Source organism: Burkholderia sp. Ax-1724 (assembly GCF_011752995.1).
In the GTDB taxonomy this organism is placed as follows: Bacteria; Pseudomonadota; Gammaproteobacteria; order Burkholderiales; family Burkholderiaceae; genus Paraburkholderia.
In genome coordinates, this window is sequence record NZ_VWWL01000005.1 from 20,618 (window position 1) to 40,573 (window position 19,956).

Below are 19,956 nucleotides of genomic sequence, written 5' to 3' on the forward strand. Positions count from 1 at the left end.
TCATGGCCGCATCCTCGCGAGCAGGTTGTCGCGATCGATCCATTGATGCTTGAGGGCGCCGGCTACGTGCAGCACGATCAGCGTGATCAGCCCATAGCCGATGAACCCGTGAATGCCGAAGAACAGTTCGCGCAGATGCGGATCGTCCCAGCCCCACTTCGGCAGCAGGATGCCCCAGAAGCGCGTGCCATAGCGATTGAACGACGAGCCGAGATAGCCGGCGAGCGGCATCGTGACCATGCCGACGTATAAAAGACCCTGCGTAGTGCGCGCGGCGGCGCGTTGCCACGCTGGCATCGGCGGCAGGGGTGGCCGGTGAAGGACAGCCCGCGCCACGATGCGCAGAAGCACCAGCAGGAAAACCGTCAGTCCGAGCGACTTGTGCAGGTTCAGCAGCGTCGCTTTGACCGGCAAACCCTTCGGCAATCCGACCATATAGAGGCCGAGCGCGAGCAGGCCGATGATGCCGAGCGCGATGAGCCAGTGCAGCACGATCAGCAGGCCCGCATAGCGGGTGCCGCCGGCGTTTGCGTTCGGAGAATCCGTTGTCGTCATGCTGTCTTCACTCCCGTGCAAGAGGCTTGCTTGTCGAGGCGACTGCTGTCGAACACCGTTTCACTGCCATCGATCGACGCGGCGTGCGGCCTTATCCGGCGATCAGTATTTCGCCCCTGCCGTCGACGGCGAGATCGCCCGTGTAGCGGACCGGCAGACGCTGCGCGCGCCACTGCGAAAACGGCGCGATTTCGTTGGCGAGACTGCGCACGAGCAAGGACCAGAATACGTCGAACCCCTGGCCGCCGTTCGTGAAGGTCGGCGGCAGCCGGTGCGCCGGCCGGCGCGCGAGCAGCAAGGTGCCGCGCCTCATTCCATAGGCATAATGCGGGCCCAGTTCGCCCGCCACGCCGACGGTGCCGGCCACCAGCCGCGAGGCCGCGAATTCTCCCGCGTTGCCGCCGACCAGCACGAGGCCGCGCCGCATGCGGTCGGCGAGCCGCGCGCCGGCGTTGCCGCGAATCGTCAGCGTGCCGCCGCTCATGCCTTCCATGTCGCCGGTCAGCGCACCGGCGACGAAATCGCCGCTGTCGCCGTTCACCGTGAGCCGGCCGCCGCGCATTTCGCAGCCGGTGAAGTGGCCGGTGTCGCCGTCGATCCGTAGTTCGCCGCCGCTCATCCTGAAGCCGCAGTAGTCGCCGGCCGAGCCCCGCAGGACGAGCCGGCCGCCGTCCATTTCCGCGCCGAGGCGGTCGAGCCAGCGAGCCGCGCCGTCGATGACGAGTGTGGGCGCGGCGTTGCTGTTGCTGTCCGGCGTTGCGGGCAGTGCCGTTTCCGCAGGGGATTGCGAAGTCGTGTATTCATCGCGTAGAACCTCGAACACCTCGCCGACCTCGCAACTCTCGTTGCCGCCCGCCAGCACGATGTGCTCGATCTCGGCCACGCTCAGGCTCGCCAGCGTCGCGGGCCGCAGTGCGGCGGCATCGACGCGAAAACCGGGCGGCGTTTTGAGGCGCAAGGTGGTCGTACTCATGCGCGCCCCCTGTCGAGCCCGGCCGCGAGCGCATGCAGATGGAAGTGATACGGCCCGAGCTTGCCGCCATAGTTGCCCGCCGAAATCCGCAGCACCCCAGCCGCGCGGCCGAGCTCGCAGGCCGCGCCGATCCCGGCCGTCATCGCCGCGCCGACGTCGGCGTCGGTCAGGCCGTCGATCACGATCTCCAGCACGCAGCCCACTTCCGCGCCGAGTTCGCTATGCGCCGACAGCCCGATCAGCGTCGGACAGAACGCGTCGTTGGTCGAGGCGCTCGCGCCCGCGTAGCGGGAGCCGACTTTCGACCCCGAGCGGACGATGCCGCCCGGGAACGGCATGATGACGTTCGGCAGCCGGCGCATCGCCGCCACGGCCGCTTCGGCGGCGGCGAGCGCGGCGTCCTGGTCGCGCGCGAGCAGCAGCAGGTTGCCGCCGCCGACCGCCTTGACGGTCGCCGCCGTGTCCTCGCAGACGAACTCGCCGTCCATCACCGGTATGCGCCAGTAGCGCGTGGGTCCGTTCCCCGTGTCGAGCATCTTGGCGATCTGCCAGCCGTCGCCGAAAAAGCGCAGCCCGCTGCCGAGCGGCGCGCGATCCGAGAGCGGCGCGCGGCTCGTGGCGGGATCGATGCCGCCGAACACGGCCGTGCTCGGGCAGGTGAGCACGCATTGGCCGACGCGCCGGCCGATCTGCTTCGCCAGCTCCTTCGACGACACCGCGAACAGCAGCACCGCGACGCCGGGCCGGCCATCGGGCGTTGCGTCGGGCGCGAGCGTGCGCTCGATGCCGGCCTCGCAGCCGCAGCCGATCACCGAGGTCGCGAAGCCCGTCAGCGAGTTCGCCGCGTGCATCGCCCAGGTGGGCGTGTGGGCCGTGATGACGAGCCGCGTCGCCTTCATCGGAAACGCTTCGGCGAAGGTCGCGTCGATCGCGGTGCCGTTAATGGCGAGCGCGGCCGGGGCGCTCGTCGCGGACGCATCGGTTAGGTTGGCTGGCGCGTCTGACATGGCTCGTGCGTCCCTCAACCGTCGACCAGACATTCGACGGGCAACAGCCGCCCGCCGCGGCAGCAACTGCACACCTCGTCGTCGCTGATCGCCGCATGCGCGAAGTTGCTCGCGAGGTTCGTGTCGCTATATGCGCGCACGGTCTTCTCGATGCCGCGATCGAAGTCCGGCGCGACGAAATGGATGCCGCCGGTCGGCGTCGCGACGAGCGTGCCGTCGCGCGCGACCAGCTCGCCGTCCTTGAACACATAGGCCGGCGACGTGAACATCCGCTCGCGGTCGGGCTCGTCGCGATAGACGGCGATGTCGGCCGCCGCGCCCGCGCCGAGATGGCCGCGGTCGCGCAGGCCGAGCAGCCGCGCGGGACCGGCGCGCGTGATGATGGCGATCTCGTACAGCGAGAACTCGCGCGTAAGTTCGGGCAGCGCGCTCGCGACCTGCGCCTCGGGATGCAGCTTCGCCAGTTGCGCGTCGCGAAACGTCTTGTCCATCAGCAGGCGGATCAGATGCGGGTAGCTCGTGAACGGGCCGCCGTTCGGATGATCGGTGGTCATCGCGACGCGCCACGGATCGTCGACGAGCAGGAAGATTTCGAGGCCGATGATCCACTGCAGCGCATTCACATAGCTCTGCTCGCGATAGCGGAACGGCACGACGCCGCAGCCCGCGTCGCATTCGATGTCGCCGACCACCCACTTGTGCGGCCGCGCGAGCGGCGTGTTGCGGAACTGCATCATCGTGTCACCCGAGGCCGTGACGGTCTGTCCGAAGATGATCTGGCCGACGTCGATCGAGACGTTCGGCCGCGCGTTGACAGCCTCGGCAATCTGCCGCGCGCCCGAGGAAAACTTCTGCGGCCCTTCGGTGCCGTAGCTGTGAAACTGGATATGTGTCAGATGGATCGGCAGGCCGTCGGCGGCGTCCATCGTCGCGATCGTCGAGGCGAGATTGCCGGGCACGCCGAGATTGCTCGCATGCACGTGCAGCGGATGCGGCACGCGCAGCTCGGTCAGCGCGCGCGACAGCGTATGCAGCACCTCGCGCGGCGTGATGCCGTAGTGCGTGTGCGCCTCGTCGATATCGAGCGAGCGCTGGTTGAACTTGAAGGCCGAGATGCCGCCCGGGTTGACCACTTTCACGCCGAGCGCCTTGCTCGCGTGAATCGTCCAGCCGATGTAATCGCGCAGCCGCTCGAAGTCGTCGCGCGCGGCGAGCATTTGCAGAAACAGTTCGTCGTTGCCGAGCATCACGTAGGCGCCGTGATCGATGATCGGCGTGTCGCCCATTTCGAGGTGCGTGTGGCGCGCGTTGGACGGCATCATCGCCGGCTCGAATGCGGCCGTGTAGCCCATTTCGGCGTAGCGGTAGCCGGTCGCGAGCGTGCCCGGTGCGCAGACGCCGCACGAGGGCAGCCGCAGATAGCGGCCCGCGTCGTCCTGCACCGCTTCATAGGCGGCGTCGCGAATCGGATCGGCGCGATGGTCCTCGGGCAGCAGCAGGCGCGACAGGTTGGTCTTGCCGCCGCCGATATGCGAATGCATGTCGATGCCGCCCGCCATCACGATCATGCCGGTCGCGTCGTATTCGCGATCGATGGGCGTATTGGCCGCCACGTCGTTAATGATGCGGCCGTCGCGGAATGTCAGATCGCGGCGCTCGCCGTTCACTTGGTGGACCGGGTCGAACAGCGTGCCGCCTTTGAGCCGGACGAGGGTCATGAATGGGCCTCGCCGGGGTGCTGGGCGGGTGCGTGCGCGCCCGGCGGAATGCCTGGCCGAGCCGCCGATAGCGCCCGCAAGCGTTCGCTCAATTGCGCGGCCATTTCCGCGACCGAGGCGAGCGCCGCGCCGCGCGCGGCCGTCAACGGCAGCACGACCGAACTGTCGACGCGAAACAGATGTCCGTTGCCGTCGATGCCCGGTGTCGCGACCGGCACGAACACGGTATTCGCGCCGCGCGCCTTCGCCGCATCGGCGAGCGCCGGATGGCCGAGCACGATCAGCGGGACGGCCGGATCGAGCGAGGCGGGCCAGGCGTGCGGCGTGAAGCTCGCGATCCAGAGCAACGCGTCGGCTTCGCGCTCGGCCAGCAGCCTGCCGGTGCGATAGCGGTACGGATCGTGATCGAGCGGCGCCGTGCCGGCGACTCGTGCGGGCATCGCGACGCGCGTGCGCAACGGCAAGCCGCTAAGCCAGGTCATCGTCTGATTGACCGTCAGCGCGCCATCGTCGCCGCCGAGCGCGAGACACGCGGCGCGGCTCGTGCGGTTCGCCGTCTTGACGATGCGGTTCAGCGCCTCGATCAGCAGCGCCGCATGCGGGCCGGGCAGGGCGGCCGGTTCGTAGACGATCACCGTGTAGCGTGCCGCGGCGATGCGGGCCTGGAGTGAGGCGAGCGTCGCGGCTGGATGCGCGTGACTGCCGCTGTCGTTCGTGTGTTTATCGTCGGCGTTCCTGTTGCTGACGTTGGCCTCGTCGCGATCCAGCGCAGCCGCTTCGCGGCCCTCGGCGAGCGCGGACCATAGCGCGAGCGTGTCGAACGAATCGGCGTTCACGAGCAGCGTTTCGATGCGCGTATGCGCGAAGCCCTCGGCCGCCGGGTCTGCCGCGCAGCCGACGAAGACGAGTTCGCGCGCGAGATCGGTGTTCGCGAGCGTGCGCGTGAAAAAGCGCGGATAACGCAGCGACGGCTGGCAGCCGAAGAACACCAGCAGATCGGCGCGCGCACGCACTTCGGAGAGCGTCGTGAAGAACGAGCCGCGATCCTGCAAGGCGAGCGTCGCTGGCGTTAGCGCATCGCCCTGCAGATGATCGAGCATCGCGCCGCAATCGGCCGCGAGCGCGTAGAGCGCGCGGGCGCCCGCGACGTCGGTGGAGAGTCCGCCGAACAGCGGCCGGCGCGCGTTCGCGAGCCGTTGCGCGGCGTGCGCGAGCGCGGTATCGGCATCCGCCTCGTTGCCGTCGACGACGCTGCGGCATGGCGCGTCGCCCGCGCCGTAACACGCGAGCGCTTGCGTCAGCCGTGCGCAGTCGGCGTGCGGCACGCCGAGCGTGCCGTCATCGTGCGAATCGGCGCTGAGGTCGTCGCAGAGCAAAGGACAGAACGGGCAGACCCAGTCGCGCGTGATCGTCGCGGCGCGCGCGCCGGTCGTGTCCGGTGCGTTCGTGCGCGAAGCCGATGGATCGTTGGGGGACAGGTGCATGGCGCACTTTTAGCAAGCTCCATGCCGATTGGCGCAATGCCGTCGCAACGATGGGGCCACGGTAGGACAACAACAGGGCAACGTTAGGACAACGACATCGCACGCGCTGCCGGTCCGATGGGCGCGCACGGTCGTGCGCCTTTGCGTTGGGCGGATCACGAGTCCGAATGGGCTTCACACGGCCCGCGTCGAACCAGCCGTGGAGCGCGTGCGCCGAAGGGCCGCCGCGAGCCCGCTGCGCCGTACAGGTTGTGTGCCGTGCTGGAGCAGAGTGTCACGCGCTGCATGATGCGTATGCGCTTCGCTGACATTCGCGGGTTGCCGGCCGCGTGGCATGGAAATTGTATGGACAGCCTACGCGTGCCCGGCCGGCGCGGCGCCGATCTGCCGGTCGTGCAGCGCCGAGGCGACGAGCCAGGCGGTCGCGCCGGTGTCGATCGCGGCGCTCAGGTCGGCGCGATGGCGGATGCCGCCCGCGCCGATCACCGTGGTCTGCGCGGCGGCGCGTGCGCGGATGCGTTCGAAGGTGGCGAGATCGGGGCCGGCGTAGCTGCCGACCTGATCGAGCGTCATCGCGATCACGCGCGACGGCCACCAGGCCGACGAGCGATCGAGTTCGGCGGCCGCGAGCAGTTGGCCCGCGCGATGGTCGAGCGAGAGGATCGGCGCGAGGCCGGCCGCCTGCGCCGCGTGCAGCGCATGGATGTCGCGCAACGACTCGGTGCCGAACACGGGCACGAGCGTCGCGAGCGGAGTGGGAGCGACATGATCGACGGTCTGGCCATCATGTCGATCGACGGCCTCGATGCGTTCGAACATCTCGCGCATCGAGGCGTAGTCAGCGAAGCCGGCGTCGAGCCAGAGGTCGATGCCGGGCAGTGCGGCCCGCAAGGCGGCGAGCGTCGACACATGCGCGCCGCGTTGCAGGATGGCGCCGAGATCGGCGATGTAGAGCGTGCGCGCGCCGCTGGCCGCGAGCAGCGCGCGGGCGATGGCAAGCGGCTCGCTGGCCGCGCAGAGGCGGGACTCGATGGGCCGGTAGGCGGTTCGCTCGCCGCGCACCGCGCGCACGACGTGGCCGTCGAGAAGATCGAGAACCGGTATCACCTGCATGGGGGCGCGTTCCTTTGACCAAGATCTTTGTCTACGAGTATCTCACCGGCGGCGGCATCGATCCCGCGCTGGCCGGCGAGGGCAGTCTCGCCGACCTGAGCGCGCTGATCGTCGAAGGGCGGGTCATGCGCGATGCGCTCGTCGCCGCGCTGCGCGACATCGACGGCGTGGAGGTCACGTTCGCGACCTCGCGCTTCGAAACGCCGGCGCCTGGCGACGCTCATTGTATGGCCGCGCCGGGCGAATCGATGACGGCCTTCGTCGCGCGCGCGGCGCGCGAACACGATTACGCATGGATCATCGCGCCGGAATGCGACGGCCTGCTGCTGCAGTTTCATGATGCGGTCGGCACGGCGCGCTGGCTCGGCTGCGCGAAGGAAGCGATTCGCCTGACGTCGAGCAAGAGCGCGACGGCTGCCTGTCTCGCCGCGCACGGCATCGCCGTGACGCCCGCGCTCGAACCCGGTCCCGCGAGCGCGCAGCCCGAAGGCCGCTGGGTCGTGAAACCGGACGACGGCGCGGGCGGGCTCGACACCTTCGTGTTCGACCGTTTCGCCGATGCCTGCGCCGAATACGAGGCGCGCGCGGCTGCCGCGCGCAATCCGGTGCTGCAGGCGTGGGTCGATGGCGAGCCGCTGAGTCTGTCGCTGCTCTGCCGTGGCGACGAGACGGAACTGCTGAGCATCAACCGTCAGCAGATCGGCATCAGCGAGGCAGACGCATCGCGCCACGCGGCGCGCATCGTCGAGTTCGACGGCGTGCTCGTCGACCGGATCGATCGTCGTGGCGAGCAGGGGCTCGTGCTCGAAGCGCTCGCGCAACGCGTCGCGCGAGCGATACCGGGCCTGTGCGGTTTTGTCGGCATCGACGTGGTGTGGCATCCGCGGCGCGGGCCGGTCGTGATCGAGGTGAATCCGCGTCTCACGGTCGCGTATGCGGGGCTGTTCGCGGCGCGCGGCAGCGGGCTTGCGCGTGCCTTGCTCGCGGCGCACGGCGTGCGCATCGAGCGATGCGGGGCGGGGCGCGTGAATCCTTCGTCGCCGACTTTCGAGGTGCGGCCTTGAGCACGACACGGATCGACGCGATGGCACATCGAACGGGGACGGGCGTGGCAGATGTGGCGGGTGTGGCTGATGGCACGGCGAACCTCGCGGTGCATCACGCCGTGAATCATGTCGTGAATCACGCGGCGGCTGACGCAGCCGTATTCGGCTGGGACGTCGGCGGCGCGCACGTGAAGGTGTCGCGTGTCGATGGCGGCGGCGCGGTGCGCGATGTCGTGCAATGGGCCTGTCCGTTGTGGCAGGGGCTCGACCATCTCGAACGCACGATCGACCTCGTATTCGAGCGCTGGCCGCAGGCCCGTTCGCCCGCGGCACGGCATGCGGTGACGATGACCGGCGAGATGGTCGATCTGTTCGCGGATCGTGCCGCAGGCGTGCGCGCGATTGTCGCGACGCTGGAGCGGCGGTTAGGCGCGCAAGCGGGTTCGCGGTCCGGGGAGCAGCCGGGGGCGTTGCTGAATTTGCCATCGAGTTCACCGTCGGGTTCGCTATCGGATTCGCCGCTGACTTTGCCATCCGATTCGTCGCTGAATTCGCTATCCGATTCGCCGTCGCGCTCGCCACTGAGCTTCTACGCCGGCGCCGCCGGCTGGCTCGCCGCCGAGGCCTGCGCGGTCCACTGGCGGCACGTCGCCTCGGCCAACTGGCTCGCGACCGCGAACTGGGTTGCCACGCGCCTCGCCGATGCGGTGCTCGTCGATATCGGCAGCACCACGACCGACATCATTCCGATCGTCGGCGGCCGCGTCGTTGCGCGCGCCGCGACCGATGCCGGCCGGCTTGCGAGCGGCGAACTCGTGTATCACGGCGTGGTGCGCACGCCGTTGTGCGGCGTCGCGCACCGCATCGAATTCGACGGCGTCACCGTCAACGTGATGAACGAATGGTTCGCGACAACCGCCGACGTCTATCGCTTGACGGGCGAACTGGACCCGCTGCACGACGTGCAGCCGAGCGCGGACCAGGGGCCGAAGACCGAGGCCGCGAGCCGGGCGCGGCTTGCGCGCATGATCGGGCGCGACGCGCACGAAGCGGCGCCCGATGCCTGGCTGCGCTTTGCGCAGCGGTGGCGCGCGCTGCAATTGAGCGAGATCGGCGCGAATCTGCGGCGCGTGGCCGCGGCGCATCCGGCGCTCGTGGAGGTGGCCGCGCCGCTCGTGGGCGCGGGCTGCGGCCGCTTCCTCGTGACCGCGTTGGCGCGCGAGCAGGCGCGCGAGTTTCTCGACTTCGGCGCGCTCGCGGGCGTGCCGGACGAGTGCGCCGCGTGGGCGGCAACCTGCGCGCCGAGCGTGGCGGTCGCGCTGCTCAAACGCGGTGTGGAGAAGTGCAGTGTTGAAAAGCGTGGTGTTGAAGCGCGTGGTGTTGAAACATGACGGAACCCAGCCGGGCACTCAACTGGACGCGAGGATAACAGTCATGTGGGTGGTCAAGATCGGAGGCAGTCTGAGTCACGACCCGGCGCTGCGCCACTGGCTCAGCGAGCTATGCGAAGTCGGCGGCGGACGCATCGTCATCGTGCCCGGCGGCGGCGATTTCGCGGACAAGGTGCGCCAGTACCAGAGCGAATGGCGCTTCGACGATCTCGCCGCGCACAACATGTGTCTGCTCGCGATGACGCAGTACGCGCTGCTGATGCAGGGCGTGTCGCCCGAACTCGTGCTGGCGTCGAGCGAGGCGAAGATTCGCCGCACGTTGCGCGACGGCCATGTCGCCGTGTGGGTGCCGACCGCCTTGATGCGCGACACGCCCGACGCGATGAGCAACTGGGACACGACCTCGGACAGCCTCGCCGCCTGGCTCTCGACGATGCTCAACGCCGAGCGGCTGATCGTCGTGAAGTCCTGCCCGATTGCCGCCGACGATCCGCTCGATGCGCTGGCCGCGGCAGGCGTGGTCGATCGCAGTTTCGTCGATTACGTGACCGACGCGAACTATGTGGTCGAGCTATTCGACAAGCACAGCGTCGTGTTGATGCGCGACCGGCTGCTCAATATTCCGGTGGCGTGAGGCGAGGGCGATGAGGAAGGCGAGGCACGGCGCGTTGACGTACAGCGTATTGCGAGCGGCCCCGGCGCGCGTGCGGAACTGAAGGCGGGTTTCGACGCAAGTTGCGAGGCGCAGCGGTTCGGGGACATCGCCACGGGAAATCGCTGTGGAAAATTGCTGTGGGTAATCGCTATGAAGCGTGAAGCGACGCAGCCGCGCCGCTCTACAGCCGCACCGTGCCGACACCACCCCGCGCGGCCACTGCGCCGCCCACGCCGCGCTCACCTGAACCCGGCCCATGCAGCGCGCTCGCCCATTGCGCGACGCGCTCGGGATCGAGCCGCGAGCGGCGTCCGTCGCTGCACAACGCGGTGCGAAAACCGGCCACGTCGGGCGCGAGCGCGCGGATCTGCTCCAGCTGCGCCCAGCCGAGCGCGCCGGCGATGCCGCCGAGCGCGCCGCGTTCGCGCACGCAGCGCAACCAGCGCGCGAGCGTATCGACGTCGACGTGATCGAACAGCGTGCTGCCGTCCTTGCTCGCGGTGTCGAACATCAGGCCCGCGAAGCCGAGCGCGGCGGCGTGCGTGACCAGTTCGTCGTCCATGCCGCCGTCGCATAGCAGCACCGGCACCACGGTGGCCGGCAGATTCGCGAGTTGCTCGATGCAGCGCCGCGCGGCCGGTCCGCGCGCGACGCCGACCTTCACGTAGTCGACGCCCGCGTCGCTGACCTCGATCACGCGCGCGGCGATTTCGTCGAACGCCTCGGCCGGCACGTCGCCGATCGCCGCGCTGATCGGCTTGACCGGATAGCGCGCGCGCAACTGCCGCGCGATGCGTGCGATGGCGCCGCTCGGCAGGCCGCCGAGCGCGCCTTCGTTCGGTTCCTTGAGGTCGATCAGTTCGGCGCCGGCGCGAGCGGCGTCGAATGCTTCGTCGTCCGAGCGAACGCTGGCGAGCAGGGCGGTCATCGGTTGTCTCCGGGAAAACGGCGGCTGGATGGCGCTAGTGATGGACGGCAGCGGCGGGTTGTTGCCCGCCCGCCGCTTCGAGGCCCGCCCGATGCCGCGCGACCGCGTCGACGAGCCAGCCCCATGCCGTGCGCTCGTTGTCGCCGGCGGTCTTGTCGATGGCGATCTGCAGATAGGCCATTTCGCTATCGATCTTCGCGGCCGGCAGCATGAAGAGCCGGCTCACGAGAATCGCGCCTTCCACGACGGCCGACTGCGCGCGGTTGAAGCCCGCGAACGGCGCATGGTTTTCGCGGTGCACGCATTTCATGAACAGCACGGGACGCTCGGCGTCGTCACGTATCTCGTCGAGTTCGAGCTCGGCATGCGCGAGCGATTCGGCGAGGCGCACGCTCGCCACGCGGCTCGCGCGCACGGTCGGCCAGTCGGTCGCGCAGTGCGTGACGCAGCCCGCGAAGATGCGCACGTCGGTGGTGAAATTCAGAACCGCCGCACGCGACGCGACGATGTTGTCGAGCGTCGTGGACGGACGGAAAGGCGCAAGGACGATCCGCTCGCCCTCGTAGCGCGCGCCCATCGGCGCAATATGAGGACGGCCATCGCACGCTGCCGTGGTGACGATCGTTTCGTGGATCATGGATGGGAACGCGTGTCCTGACAGCGCCGGAAGGCCGGCCGTTCAACTGCTGACAAACACCAACGGGAACCGCGAAGGGGCCGCGGCGTGCGGCCCTTTCGCGGGCTTAACGCGTTGCGACATACATCACGATTTCAAAACCGAGGCGTAGGTCGGTGTAACTCGGAGTCGTCCATTGCATACGTGCTTCCTCCATGGGTTGAAACAGCGTTGCGCCGCCGGCCCGGCGTGATGCCGGACTTCGGTGGCGGTGGGTATCGATGCAAGCTTTGTGCCTGGGTTGGTGCCTATGCGTATTGCCGGTACGATGTGCCGGCCGCTTGCCGGACCTCTATCTGCTTCTTCGCGGCGGACAATGCAGCGCCTGCCGAATTGCGCCGCCGCGCGTGGCCGTTCGGCCGCCGCCTGACCGCCGCGCGGCGCGCATGCAGTCGCTCCTGCCGCCAACACGCGAGCCGCCGCGCGGTGTGGCAAAAACGAAGCAAAGTGTTCCATCGCGCGTCCGCTCAGTGCGGCGATGGTGTCACGCCGTACTCGCCGCACCTGCGGGCCATTTGCGCCCCGTCTTCATGCGTGTCCCGAAACGGCGCGTCACGATGTGCAACCGATAACGGATCGGTTAAGTCTGCCAAATAAAATCGTGAATTCCCCTCGGGCGTGTCCGTGCCTACAGTGCAACTCAAGCGCTGCGTCATTCCGGCAGCGCGCTTGCCACATTCGAGGACACCTCATGAACGATTTCAGTCAACCGGTGATCGAGCCGGAGCGTCATTCGGGCAATCCGCGCGGCCAGCGCGAGCGCTACGCGGCAGGCGTCATGAAATACCGCGAGATGGGCTACTGGCAGCCGGACTACGAGCCGAAGGAAACCGACGTCATCGCGCTGTTTCGCATCACGCCGCAAGCCGGCGTCGAGCCCGAGGAAGCGGCGGCGGCGGTGGCCGGCGAATCGTCGACGGCGACGTGGACCGTGGTGTGGACCGACCGCCTCACCGCCTGCGACATGTATCGCGCGAAAGCGTATCGCGTCGAGCCGGTGCCCGCGTCGAGCGCCGACGAGCCGCAGTACTTCGCCTATATCGCCTACGAACTCGACCTGTTCGAAGAAGGCTCGGTCGCGAACCTGACGGCCTCGATCATCGGCAACGTGTTCGGCTTCAAGCCGCTCAAGGCCTTGCGGCTCGAAGACATGCGCATTCCGGTCGCCTATCTGAAGACCTTCCAGGGGCCGCCGACCGGCATCGTGGTCGAGCGCGAGCGGCTCGACAAGTATGGCCGGCCGCTGCTCGGCGCAACGGTCAAGCCGAAGCTCGGCCTCTCGGGCAAGAACTATGGGCGGGTCGTCTACGAGGGCTTGCGCGGCGGCCTCGATTTTCTGAAGGACGACGAGAACATCAACTCGCAGGCGTTCATGCACTGGCGCGACCGCTTTCTGTTTTCGATGGAAGCGGTGAACCGCGCCCAGGCGGAAACCGGCGAGGTGAAGGGCCACTATCTGAACGTGACGGCCGGCACGATGGAAGACATGTACGAGCGCGCCGAATTCGCGAAGGAGCTCGGCTCGTGCATCGTGATGATCGACCTCGTGATCGGCTGGACCGCGATTCAGTCGATGTCGCGCTGGGCGCGCAGGAACGACATGATCCTGCATCTGCATCGCGCGGGGCACAGCACGTACACGCGGCAGCGCAACCACGGCATCTCGTTTCGCGTGATCGCCAAATGGCTGCGCATGGCGGGCGTCGATCATGCGCATGCGGGCACCGCGGTCGGCAAGCTCGAAGGCGATCCGCTGGCGGTGCAGGGCTATTACAACGTGTGTCGCGAGGCGCGCAACGAGGTCGACCTGTCGCGCGGCCTCTTCTTCGACCAGCCGTGGGCCGGCTTGCGCAAGGTCATGCCGGTGGCCTCGGGCGGGATTCACGCGGGGCAGATGCATCAGTTGCTCGACCTGTTCGGCGACGACGCGATCCTGCAGTTCGGCGGCGGCACGATCGGCCATCCGGCCGGCATTCAGGCCGGCGCACAGGCGAATCGTGTCGCGCTCGAAGCGATGGTGAAGGCGCGCAACGAAGGCCGCGACATTCTGCACGAAGGGCCCGACATTCTCGAAGCCGCGTCGCGCTGGTGTACGCCGCTCAAGCAGGCGCTCGATACGTGGAAGGACGTGACGTTCAACTACGCCTCGACCGATACGCCCGATTTCGCGGTGACGCCGACAGCGGCCTGAGGGTTTTGAGCGGGCCGCGCAGCGGCCCGCAGGCCCGGCGCCAACTGCCGTTCATTCAAGGCAGCAACTCAGCCGCGCGGTGCCCCGGCATCGCGCGCGGGGACCGTTGACGCCGTGCCGAGCGCAGTATCCATCCATGAGCCATCAACGAGGTTCGTCATGCGCATTACACAAGGAACGTTCTCCTTTCTGCCCGAGCTAACCGACGAGGAAATCGGCTTGCAGATCGACTACGCGCTGAGCCAGGGCTGGGCCTGTTCGGTCGAATTCACCGACGACCCGCATCCGCGCAATACGTACTGGGAAATGTGGGGCCTGCCGATGTTCGATCTGCACGACGCGGCCGGCGTATTGCAGGAGATCAACGCGTGCCGCGCGGCGCGCCCGCAGCACTACATCAAGGTCAATGCGTTCGATTCGGTGCGCACGTTCGAGACGATGCGGCTGTCGTTCATCGTCAACCGGCCCGACGTGGAGCCGGGCTTCCGCCTGCAACGTCAGGACGTGCAGGGGCGCGTGCAGCGCTACGGCATCGCGGGCTATGCGAGCGACCGGCCGGCTGGCGAGCGCTATGGCGAAGCGGGCTGAGGTCCGCGAACGATGCAACGACGCAACCATGCAACGTGAGGCGATGCGCGCGAACCTGGCTGCGAACCAGGCCGAACCCGGCGACAAGCCGCCCCGCCAACCCCGGGACAAGCCGCGCGCCGACCCGCAGCAAGGAGCAATCATGACGGACGCCGCCCTAGCCGATGCAACCTCGCCGCCTGCCGCGCAGGCCGGCGAGACCGGACAACCCGCGCGCGCCTCGCAACCCGCCCCGGCGCAAGTCGACCTCGCGGCGCTCTATCGCGACTCGGGCATCGGCGACGTGCTCGACGAACTCGAACGCGATCTGGTCGGGCTCGCGCCTGTGAAGACGCGCATCCGCGAAGTGGCCGCGCATCTGCTGGTCGAACGCGCGCGCGCCTCGCTCGGTCTCGCGGGCGGCGCGCCGACCCTGCATATGTGCTTCTCGGGCAATCCCGGCACCGGCAAGACGACCGTCGCGCTGCGCATGGCCGAGGTGCTGCACCGGCTCGGCTATATCCGCCGCAATCACCTGGTTTCGGTGACGCGCGACGACCTCGTCGGCCAGTACATCGGCCATACCGCGCCGAAAACGCGCGACGTGCTGAAGCGCGCGATGGGCGGCGTGCTGTTCATCGACGAGGCGTATTACCTGTATCGCCCCGAAAACGAGCGCGACTACGGCCAGGAAGCGATCGAGATCCTGTTGCAGACGATGGAGAACCAGCGTAGCGATCTGGTCGTGATCCTCGCCGGCTACGCGTCGCGTATGGAAGTGTTCTTCGAGAGCAATCCCGGGTTTCGTTCGCGCATCGCGCATCACATCACGTTTCCCGACTATGCGGAAACGGAGTTGCTCGACATCGCCGAGCGCATGCTCGGCACCCTGCATTACCGCTTCGATGCGGCCTCGCGCCGCGCGTTTGCCGACTATCTGGCGCGCCGCATCCGTCAGCCGAATTTCGCCAATGCGCGCTCGGTGCGCAATGCGCTTGACCGCGCGCGGCTGCGCCAGGCGAACCGCCTGTTCGCGAGCGCGCTGCAAGGCGGCGCGCCGATCGATGCCGCCGCGCTCACGCTGATCGACGCCGCCGACGTGCGCGCGAGCCGCGTGTTCGACGAGCCGCCGCCGGCGCAGGCAGTCGCGGCACCGCCGGGCTGAATCGGGATACCGAATCATCGTTTCCAGGGAGAACGCCATGCAGGACGGACGCACGACACTTTCGAAATTTCTGATCGACACACTCGACCGCCAGCCGTCCGCGAGTACGCAGGGGATGGCGGGACTTTCGGCGCTGCTGATCGACGTGGCGGCCGCGATCAAGTCGATTTCGGCGATGCTCACGAAGGGCGCGCTCGGCGGCCATTACGGTTCCGCGCAAACCGTCAACACGCACGGCGAGGAGCAGAAGAAACTCGACGTCGCGACCAACGAGGTTTTCGTACAGCACTGCGAATGGGACGGCCTGCTCGCGGCGATGGTGTCCGAGGAAATGGCAGACGTGTACGCGATTCCGCCCGGCTACCCGCGCGGCGATTATCTGCTCGCGTTCGATCCGCTCGACGGTTCCTCGAATATCGACATCAACGGCGTGGTCGGCTCGATCTTTTCGGTGCTGCGCGTGCGCGGCGCGGCGGAGCGTGTAGCGAGTGAGCCGGCGAATAACCCAGCGAACGGGCATGCCAATGAGCACGCCAACGAGCCCGCGCATGAACCGGCCAGCCAGGCCGCATTCCTGCGCCCCGGCTGCGAACAGGTCGCGGCCGGCTATGCCGTCTACGGACCCTCGACGATGCTCGTGCTGTCGGTCGGCAACGGCACGCATGGCTTCACGCTCGAACGCGACATCGGCAATTTCGTGCTCACGCATTCGAATATCCGCATTCCCGAGGACACCGCCGAATTCGCGATCAACGCTTCGAACGAGCGCTTCTGGGAGCCGCCCGTGCGCCGCTACGTGCAGGAGTGCAAGGACGGCCGCAGCGGTTGCCGCGCGCGCGACTTCAACATGCGCTGGATCGCGTCGATGGTCGCGGAAGTGCATCGCATCCTGATGCGCGGCGGCGTGTTCATGTACCCGCGCGATTCGAAAACGCCGGCGATGGAAGGGCGACTGCGCCTGCTCTACGAAGCGAACCCGATGAGCTTCCTCGTTGAGCAGGCGGGCGGCCTTTCGATCACCGGGCGCGAACGCATTCTCGACGTTCGTCCGCAGACTCTGCATGGCCGCGTGCCGGTGATCCTCGGCTCGAAGAACGAGGTCGAGCGCATCGCGCGCTATCACGGCGAATACGACCGCGGCGAGGACAAGCCCTTCACGTCGCCGCTGTTCGGCACGCGCTCGCTGTTCCTGCCGGACTTCACGGCATGACGGGCGGCCGGGCGCGGGTCCGTCCAGCGCTCGGCGCACAGAACGCAGTTATCCGGAGGCAAACGCATGTCAGTCAAACATCCGATCATCGCGGTGACCGGCTCGAGCGGCGCGGGCACCACCACTGTCATGAAGAGCTTCATGCACATCTTCAGACGCGAGCACATCAATGCGCAGATCGTCGAGGGCGATGCGTTCCATCGCTACGACCGCCACGGCATGCGCGCGGCCATGAAGGAGCACGAACGCGACGGCGCGCCGAATTTCAGCCACTTCGGCCCCGAGGCGAATCTGCTCGAAGAACTCGAAACGCTGTTCACGCGCTACGGCGAAAACGGCGGCGGACAGTTTCGCCACTACGTGCACGACGCGGCCGAGGCGCTGCTCTACAAGCAGGACGGCGGCACCTTCACGCCGTGGGAAGAGGTCGCGTCCGGCACCGACCTGATGTTCTACGAAGGGCTGCACGGCGCGGCCGTGACCGACAAGGTCGATGTCGCGCGGCATGCCGATCTGCTGATCGGCGTCGTGCCGATCATCAACCTCGAATGGATTCAGAAGCTGCACCGCGATCAGACGATGCGCGGCTACTCGCACGAAGCGGTGGTCGACACGATCCTGCGGCGCATGCCCGACTACGTGAACTACATCTGCCCGCAGTTCTCGCGCACCCACGTGAACTTCCAGCGCGTGCCGACCGTGGACACCTCGAATCCATTCACGGCGCGCGAGATTCCGCAGCCCGACGAGAGCTTCGTCGTGATCCGCTTCGCGCGGCCGAAGGGCATCGACTTCCAGTATCTGCTGACGATGCTGCACGACTCGTTCATGTCGCGCCCGAACGTGATCGTCGTGCCGGGCGGCAAGATGGGGCTCGCGATGCAGCTGATCTTCACGCCGATGATCCTGCAACTGATCGACCGGCGCTCGCGCGCCTGAGGCGTGTCCGATGCGTGCCCGATGCGTGCTTGAAGTCCGAACCGAATGCGGCTGCCGCGCGCCGGCCCCACGCCGGCGCAGCCCGTGTTCATTTCGCAAGGAGAGATTCGATGAGTGCCGCCGCGCAACCCTCTATTGCATCTATCGCTACCCTGGCCTCTTCCTCGGCCACCGGCCCGATGGCGGACGCGCTGCGCATGCTCGCGATCGATGCCGTCGAAGCGGCGAAATCGGGCCATCCCGGCATGCCGCTCGGCATGGCCGAGATTGCCGTCGCGCTGTGGAGCCGGCATCTGAAACACAATCCGCGCAACCCGGCCTGGCCTGATCGCGACCGCTTCATCCTGTCCAACGGACACGGCTCGATGCTGCTGTACGCGCTGTTGCATCTAAGCGGCTACGACCTGCCGCTCGACGAGTTGAAGCGCTTTCGCCAGTTGCATGGCAAGACGCCGGGGCATCCCGAGGTGGGCGTCACGCCGGGCGTCGAAACGACCACTGGGCCGCTTGGCCAGGGGCTGGCGAACGGCGTCGGCATGGCGCTCGCCGAGGCGCTGCTCGCGCGCGAATTCAACCGGCCCGGGCATCGGATCGTCGATCACCGCACTTATGTGTTCGTGGGCGACGGCTGTCTGATGGAAGGCATCTCGCACGAAGCGGCATCGCTCGCGGGCACGCTGCAGCTCGACAAGCTCACCGTGCTTTACGACGACAACGGCATTTCGATCGACGGTCATGTCACGCAGTGGTTCGCCGACGATACGCCCGCGCGCTTCGAGGCCTACGGCTGGCACGTCGTGCGCGAGGTGGACGGCCACGACGTCGAGGCCGTCGATCGCGCGTTGCAGCAGGCGCGCGGCGCCGGCCGCCCGACGCTGATCTGCTGCCGCACGGTGATCGGCCAGGGCGCGCCGTCGAAGGCCGGCACCCATGACGTGCACGGCGCGCCGCTCGGTGCCGACGAGGTTGCGCGCACGCGCCTCGCGCTCGGCTGGCCGCATGCGCCGTTCGTGATTCCGCACGAAATCCGCGCGCAGTTCGACGCAAGCGCGCGCGGTGCCGCCGACGAAGCCGGGTGGCGCGAGCGCTTCGAGGCGTATCGTCGGCACTATCCGGACGAGGCCGCCGAGTTCGAGCGGCGTGTGCGCAACGAGTTACCCGCGCAGTGGCGCGATGCGGTGCGCGCGCTGCTGCGCGATGCCGATGGCGCGGCCGCCACGCTCGCGACGCGCAAGGCCTCGCAGCAGGCCATCGCCGCGCTCGCGCGCAGCCTGCCGGAAATGCTCGGCGGCTCGGCCGACCTGACCGGCTCGAACCTGACCGACTGGCCGGGCGCGGTCGAGGTCGGCTGCGATGCAAGCGCCGCAAGCGATGGCAATGGAAGCGATGGCAACGGAAACGGCGGCGGCCTGCGCGGCGGCAACTACGTGCACTACGGCGTGCGCGAATTCGGCATGAGCGCGGTGCTGAACGGCATCGCGCTGCATCGCGGCTATCTGCCGTTCGGCGGCACGTTCCTCACGTTCTCCGACTATTCGCGCAACGCGCTGCGCATGGCCGCGCTGATGAAGACGCGCTCGATCTTCGTCTTCACGCACGATTCGATCGGCCTCGGCGAAGACGGTCCGACTCATCAGGCGGTCGAACATGCCGCGAGCCTCAGGCTGATTCCCGGGCTCGACGTATGGCGTCCGTGCGACACGGTTGAGACCGCGCAGGCGTGGGTCAGCGCGGTCGAACGCCCGGGGCCGTCGTGTTTGCTGCTGAGCCGGCAGAACCTGCCGTTCGTCACGCGTTCGGGCGAGCAGATCGCCGCGATTGCGCAGGGCGGTTATGTGCTGCGCGACTGGCCGGGTGATATGTTGCAAGCGCCGGGCGAGCAAGCGGCGCAAGCCGTCGCACAACCCGCACAACCCGCACAACCCGCACAACCCGTCGCTCGGATCGTGCTGATCGCGACCGGTTCCGAAGTCGCGCTTGCGCTCGATGCCGTCGCGCCGCTCGCCGCCGCCGGCATCGCCGCGCGTGTCGTGTCGATGCCGTCGACGACCGTGTTCGACCGCCAGCCGCGCGCATGGCGCGACGCGGTGCTGCCGCCGGGCGTGCCGCGCGTCGCGGTCGAAGCGGGTGTGTGCGCGTTCTGGCGGCAATACGTGGGGCTCGACGGCGGCGTGGTTGGTATCGATACGTTCGGCGAATCGGCGCCGGCCGCCGCGTTGTTCGAGCATTTCGGGCTGAACACGCAGGCGGTGGTGGACGAAGCGCGGCGCGTTGTGGGCGCGACACGCTGAGCATCGGGCGCGGAGCCCGAAGCGCCGAGTCCTAATCATCGAGCCCT

The 19,956-nt window shown here is 68.0% G+C and carries 18 protein-coding genes; 9 read left to right on the forward strand and 9 right to left on the reverse strand.

Annotation, left to right across the window (positions count from 1 at the left end; all coding sequences use genetic code 11):
• The 6 genes from F3J19_RS07570 to F3J19_RS07595 form a co-directional block, all read right to left on the reverse strand.
• The gene (locus F3J19_RS07570) at positions 1-555 is read right to left on the reverse strand and encodes a cytochrome b (RefSeq protein WP_167039404.1); all 555 of its coding nucleotides are present in this window, start codon (positions 553-555) and stop codon (positions 1-3) included.
• 91 nt (positions 556-646) lie between these two features.
• The gene (locus tag F3J19_RS07575) at positions 647-1,528 is read right to left on the reverse strand and encodes a formylmethanofuran dehydrogenase subunit C (RefSeq protein ID WP_167039406.1); all 882 of its coding nucleotides are present in this window, start codon (positions 1,526-1,528) and stop codon (positions 647-649) included.
• Complete coding sequence (gene fhcD / locus F3J19_RS07580; protein ID WP_167039408.1) at positions 1,525-2,535, reverse strand: formylmethanofuran--tetrahydromethanopterin N-formyltransferase; 1,011 nt, start codon at positions 2,533-2,535, stop codon at positions 1,525-1,527. The genes F3J19_RS07575 and fhcD overlap by 4 nt, the downstream gene beginning before the upstream one ends.
• A 14-nt stretch (positions 2,536-2,549) precedes the next feature.
• Positions 2,550-4,253 carry a formylmethanofuran dehydrogenase subunit A gene (locus F3J19_RS07585; protein WP_167039410.1) on the reverse strand — a complete coding sequence of 568 codons (1,704 nt, stop codon included), beginning with the start codon at positions 4,251-4,253 and terminating at the stop codon, positions 2,550-2,552.
• Complete coding sequence (locus tag F3J19_RS07590) at positions 4,250-5,737, reverse strand: formylmethanofuran dehydrogenase (protein WP_167039411.1); 1,488 nt, start codon at positions 5,735-5,737, stop codon at positions 4,250-4,252. The genes F3J19_RS07585 and F3J19_RS07590 overlap by 4 nt, the downstream gene beginning before the upstream one ends.
• 354 nt (positions 5,738-6,091) lie before the next feature.
• The gene (locus F3J19_RS07595) at positions 6,092-6,850 is read right to left on the reverse strand and encodes a HisA/HisF-related TIM barrel protein (protein WP_167039413.1); all 759 of its coding nucleotides are present in this window, start codon (positions 6,848-6,850) and stop codon (positions 6,092-6,094) included.
• 14 nt (positions 6,851-6,864) lie between these two features.
• On the opposite strand from F3J19_RS07595, the gene F3J19_RS07600 reads away from it, so the two are divergent.
• The 3 genes from F3J19_RS07600 (at position 6,865) to F3J19_RS07615 (ending at position 9,921) form a co-directional block, all read left to right on the forward strand.
• Positions 6,865-7,914, forward strand: a complete 1,050-nt coding sequence (locus F3J19_RS07600; RefSeq protein ID WP_167039415.1) for an ATP-grasp domain-containing protein — start codon at positions 6,865-6,867, stop codon at positions 7,912-7,914.
• A gap of 113 nt (positions 7,915-8,027) precedes the next feature.
• Positions 8,028-9,287: a hydantoinase/oxoprolinase family protein gene (locus F3J19_RS32565; protein WP_345891012.1), complete on the forward strand. Its 1,260-nt coding sequence runs from the start codon at positions 8,028-8,030 to the stop codon at positions 9,285-9,287.
• A 43-nt stretch (positions 9,288-9,330) separates the two neighbouring features.
• Complete coding sequence (locus F3J19_RS07615) at positions 9,331-9,921, forward strand: aspartate kinase (protein ID WP_167039417.1); 591 nt, start codon at positions 9,331-9,333, stop codon at positions 9,919-9,921.
• A 202-nt stretch (positions 9,922-10,123) separates the two neighbouring features.
• On the opposite strand, the gene F3J19_RS07620 is transcribed toward F3J19_RS07615, so the two are convergent.
• The 3 genes from F3J19_RS07620 to pqqA form a co-directional block, all read right to left on the reverse strand.
• The gene (locus F3J19_RS07620) at positions 10,124-10,870 is read right to left on the reverse strand and encodes a (5-formylfuran-3-yl)methyl phosphate synthase (RefSeq protein WP_167039419.1); all 747 of its coding nucleotides are present in this window, start codon (positions 10,868-10,870) and stop codon (positions 10,124-10,126) included.
• Positions 10,871-10,904: 34 nt separating this feature from the next.
• On the reverse strand, positions 10,905-11,507 hold the full coding sequence (locus F3J19_RS07625; protein ID WP_167039421.1) for a DUF447 domain-containing protein: 603 nt from the start codon (positions 11,505-11,507) through the stop codon (positions 10,905-10,907).
• Positions 11,508-11,613: 106 nt separating this feature from the next.
• Complete coding sequence (gene pqqA / locus F3J19_RS07630; protein ID WP_345889934.1) at positions 11,614-11,703, reverse strand: pyrroloquinoline quinone precursor peptide PqqA; 90 nt, start codon at positions 11,701-11,703, stop codon at positions 11,614-11,616.
• A gap of 534 nt (positions 11,704-12,237) precedes the next feature.
• Between pqqA and F3J19_RS07635 the strand changes: the two genes are divergently transcribed.
• The 6 genes from F3J19_RS07635 to tkt all read left to right on the forward strand — a co-directional run bounded on the left by F3J19_RS07635 (position 12,238) and on the right by tkt (position 19,909).
• Positions 12,238-13,737: a form I ribulose bisphosphate carboxylase large subunit gene (locus F3J19_RS07635; RefSeq protein ID WP_167039423.1), complete on the forward strand. Its 1,500-nt coding sequence runs from the start codon at positions 12,238-12,240 to the stop codon at positions 13,735-13,737.
• A gap of 159 nt (positions 13,738-13,896) precedes the next feature.
• Positions 13,897-14,325 (forward strand): ribulose bisphosphate carboxylase small subunit, encoded by a 429-nt coding sequence (locus F3J19_RS07640; protein WP_167039425.1) that lies wholly within the window; start codon positions 13,897-13,899, stop codon positions 14,323-14,325.
• Positions 14,326-14,467: 142 nt separating this feature from the next.
• Positions 14,468-15,469: a CbbX protein gene (cbbX, locus tag F3J19_RS07645; protein WP_167039427.1), complete on the forward strand. Its 1,002-nt coding sequence runs from the start codon at positions 14,468-14,470 to the stop codon at positions 15,467-15,469.
• A 37-nt stretch (positions 15,470-15,506) separates the two neighbouring features.
• Entirely contained in the window at positions 15,507-16,679 is a 1,173-nt protein-coding gene (locus F3J19_RS07650; RefSeq protein ID WP_167039429.1) for a class 1 fructose-bisphosphatase, read from the forward strand.
• Between the two features lie 66 nt (positions 16,680-16,745).
• Positions 16,746-17,618 (forward strand): phosphoribulokinase, encoded by an 873-nt coding sequence (locus tag F3J19_RS07655; RefSeq protein ID WP_167039431.1) that lies wholly within the window; start codon positions 16,746-16,748, stop codon positions 17,616-17,618.
• A 110-nt stretch (positions 17,619-17,728) separates the two neighbouring features.
• Positions 17,729-19,909, forward strand: coding sequence for a transketolase (tkt, locus tag F3J19_RS07660; RefSeq protein ID WP_167039433.1), 2,181 nt, complete (start codon positions 17,729-17,731; stop codon positions 19,907-19,909).
• The last annotated feature ends 47 nt before the right edge of the window (positions 19,910-19,956 follow it).

What these genes read in the sequence shown, in the direction of transcription:
- pqqA (WP_345889934.1), bottom strand. Translation starts at nt 11,703, where the DNA reads ATGGAGGAAGCACGTATGCAATGGACGACTCCGAGTTACACCGACCTA.
- F3J19_RS07595 (WP_167039413.1), bottom strand. Translation starts at nt 6,850, where the DNA reads ATGCAGGTGATACCGGTTCTCGATCTTCTCGACGGCCACGTCGTGCGC.
- F3J19_RS07635 (WP_167039423.1), top strand. Translation starts at nt 12,238, where the DNA reads ATGAACGATTTCAGTCAACCGGTGATCGAGCCGGAGCGTCATTCGGGC.
- F3J19_RS07570 (WP_167039404.1), bottom strand. Translation starts at nt 555, where the DNA reads ATGACGACAACGGATTCTCCGAACGCAAACGCCGGCGGCACCCGCTAT.
- cbbX (WP_167039427.1), top strand. Translation starts at nt 14,468, where the DNA reads ATGACGGACGCCGCCCTAGCCGATGCAACCTCGCCGCCTGCCGCGCAG.
- F3J19_RS07640 (WP_167039425.1), top strand. Translation starts at nt 13,897, where the DNA reads ATGCGCATTACACAAGGAACGTTCTCCTTTCTGCCCGAGCTAACCGAC.
- F3J19_RS07620 (WP_167039419.1), bottom strand. Translation starts at nt 10,870, where the DNA reads ATGACCGCCCTGCTCGCCAGCGTTCGCTCGGACGACGAAGCATTCGAC.
- F3J19_RS07585 (WP_167039410.1), bottom strand. Translation starts at nt 4,253, where the DNA reads ATGACCCTCGTCCGGCTCAAAGGCGGCACGCTGTTCGACCCGGTCCAC.
- F3J19_RS07615 (WP_167039417.1), top strand. Translation starts at nt 9,331, where the DNA reads ATGTGGGTGGTCAAGATCGGAGGCAGTCTGAGTCACGACCCGGCGCTG.
- tkt (WP_167039433.1), top strand. Translation starts at nt 17,729, where the DNA reads ATGAGTGCCGCCGCGCAACCCTCTATTGCATCTATCGCTACCCTGGCC.
- F3J19_RS07655 (WP_167039431.1), top strand. Translation starts at nt 16,746, where the DNA reads ATGTCAGTCAAACATCCGATCATCGCGGTGACCGGCTCGAGCGGCGCG.
- F3J19_RS07590 (WP_167039411.1), bottom strand. Translation starts at nt 5,737, where the DNA reads ATGCACCTGTCCCCCAACGATCCATCGGCTTCGCGCACGAACGCACCG.
- fhcD (WP_167039408.1), bottom strand. Translation starts at nt 2,535, where the DNA reads ATGTCAGACGCGCCAGCCAACCTAACCGATGCGTCCGCGACGAGCGCC.
- F3J19_RS07625 (WP_167039421.1), bottom strand. Translation starts at nt 11,507, where the DNA reads ATGATCCACGAAACGATCGTCACCACGGCAGCGTGCGATGGCCGTCCT.
- F3J19_RS07650 (WP_167039429.1), top strand. Translation starts at nt 15,507, where the DNA reads ATGCAGGACGGACGCACGACACTTTCGAAATTTCTGATCGACACACTC.
- F3J19_RS07575 (WP_167039406.1), bottom strand. Translation starts at nt 1,528, where the DNA reads ATGAGTACGACCACCTTGCGCCTCAAAACGCCGCCCGGTTTTCGCGTC.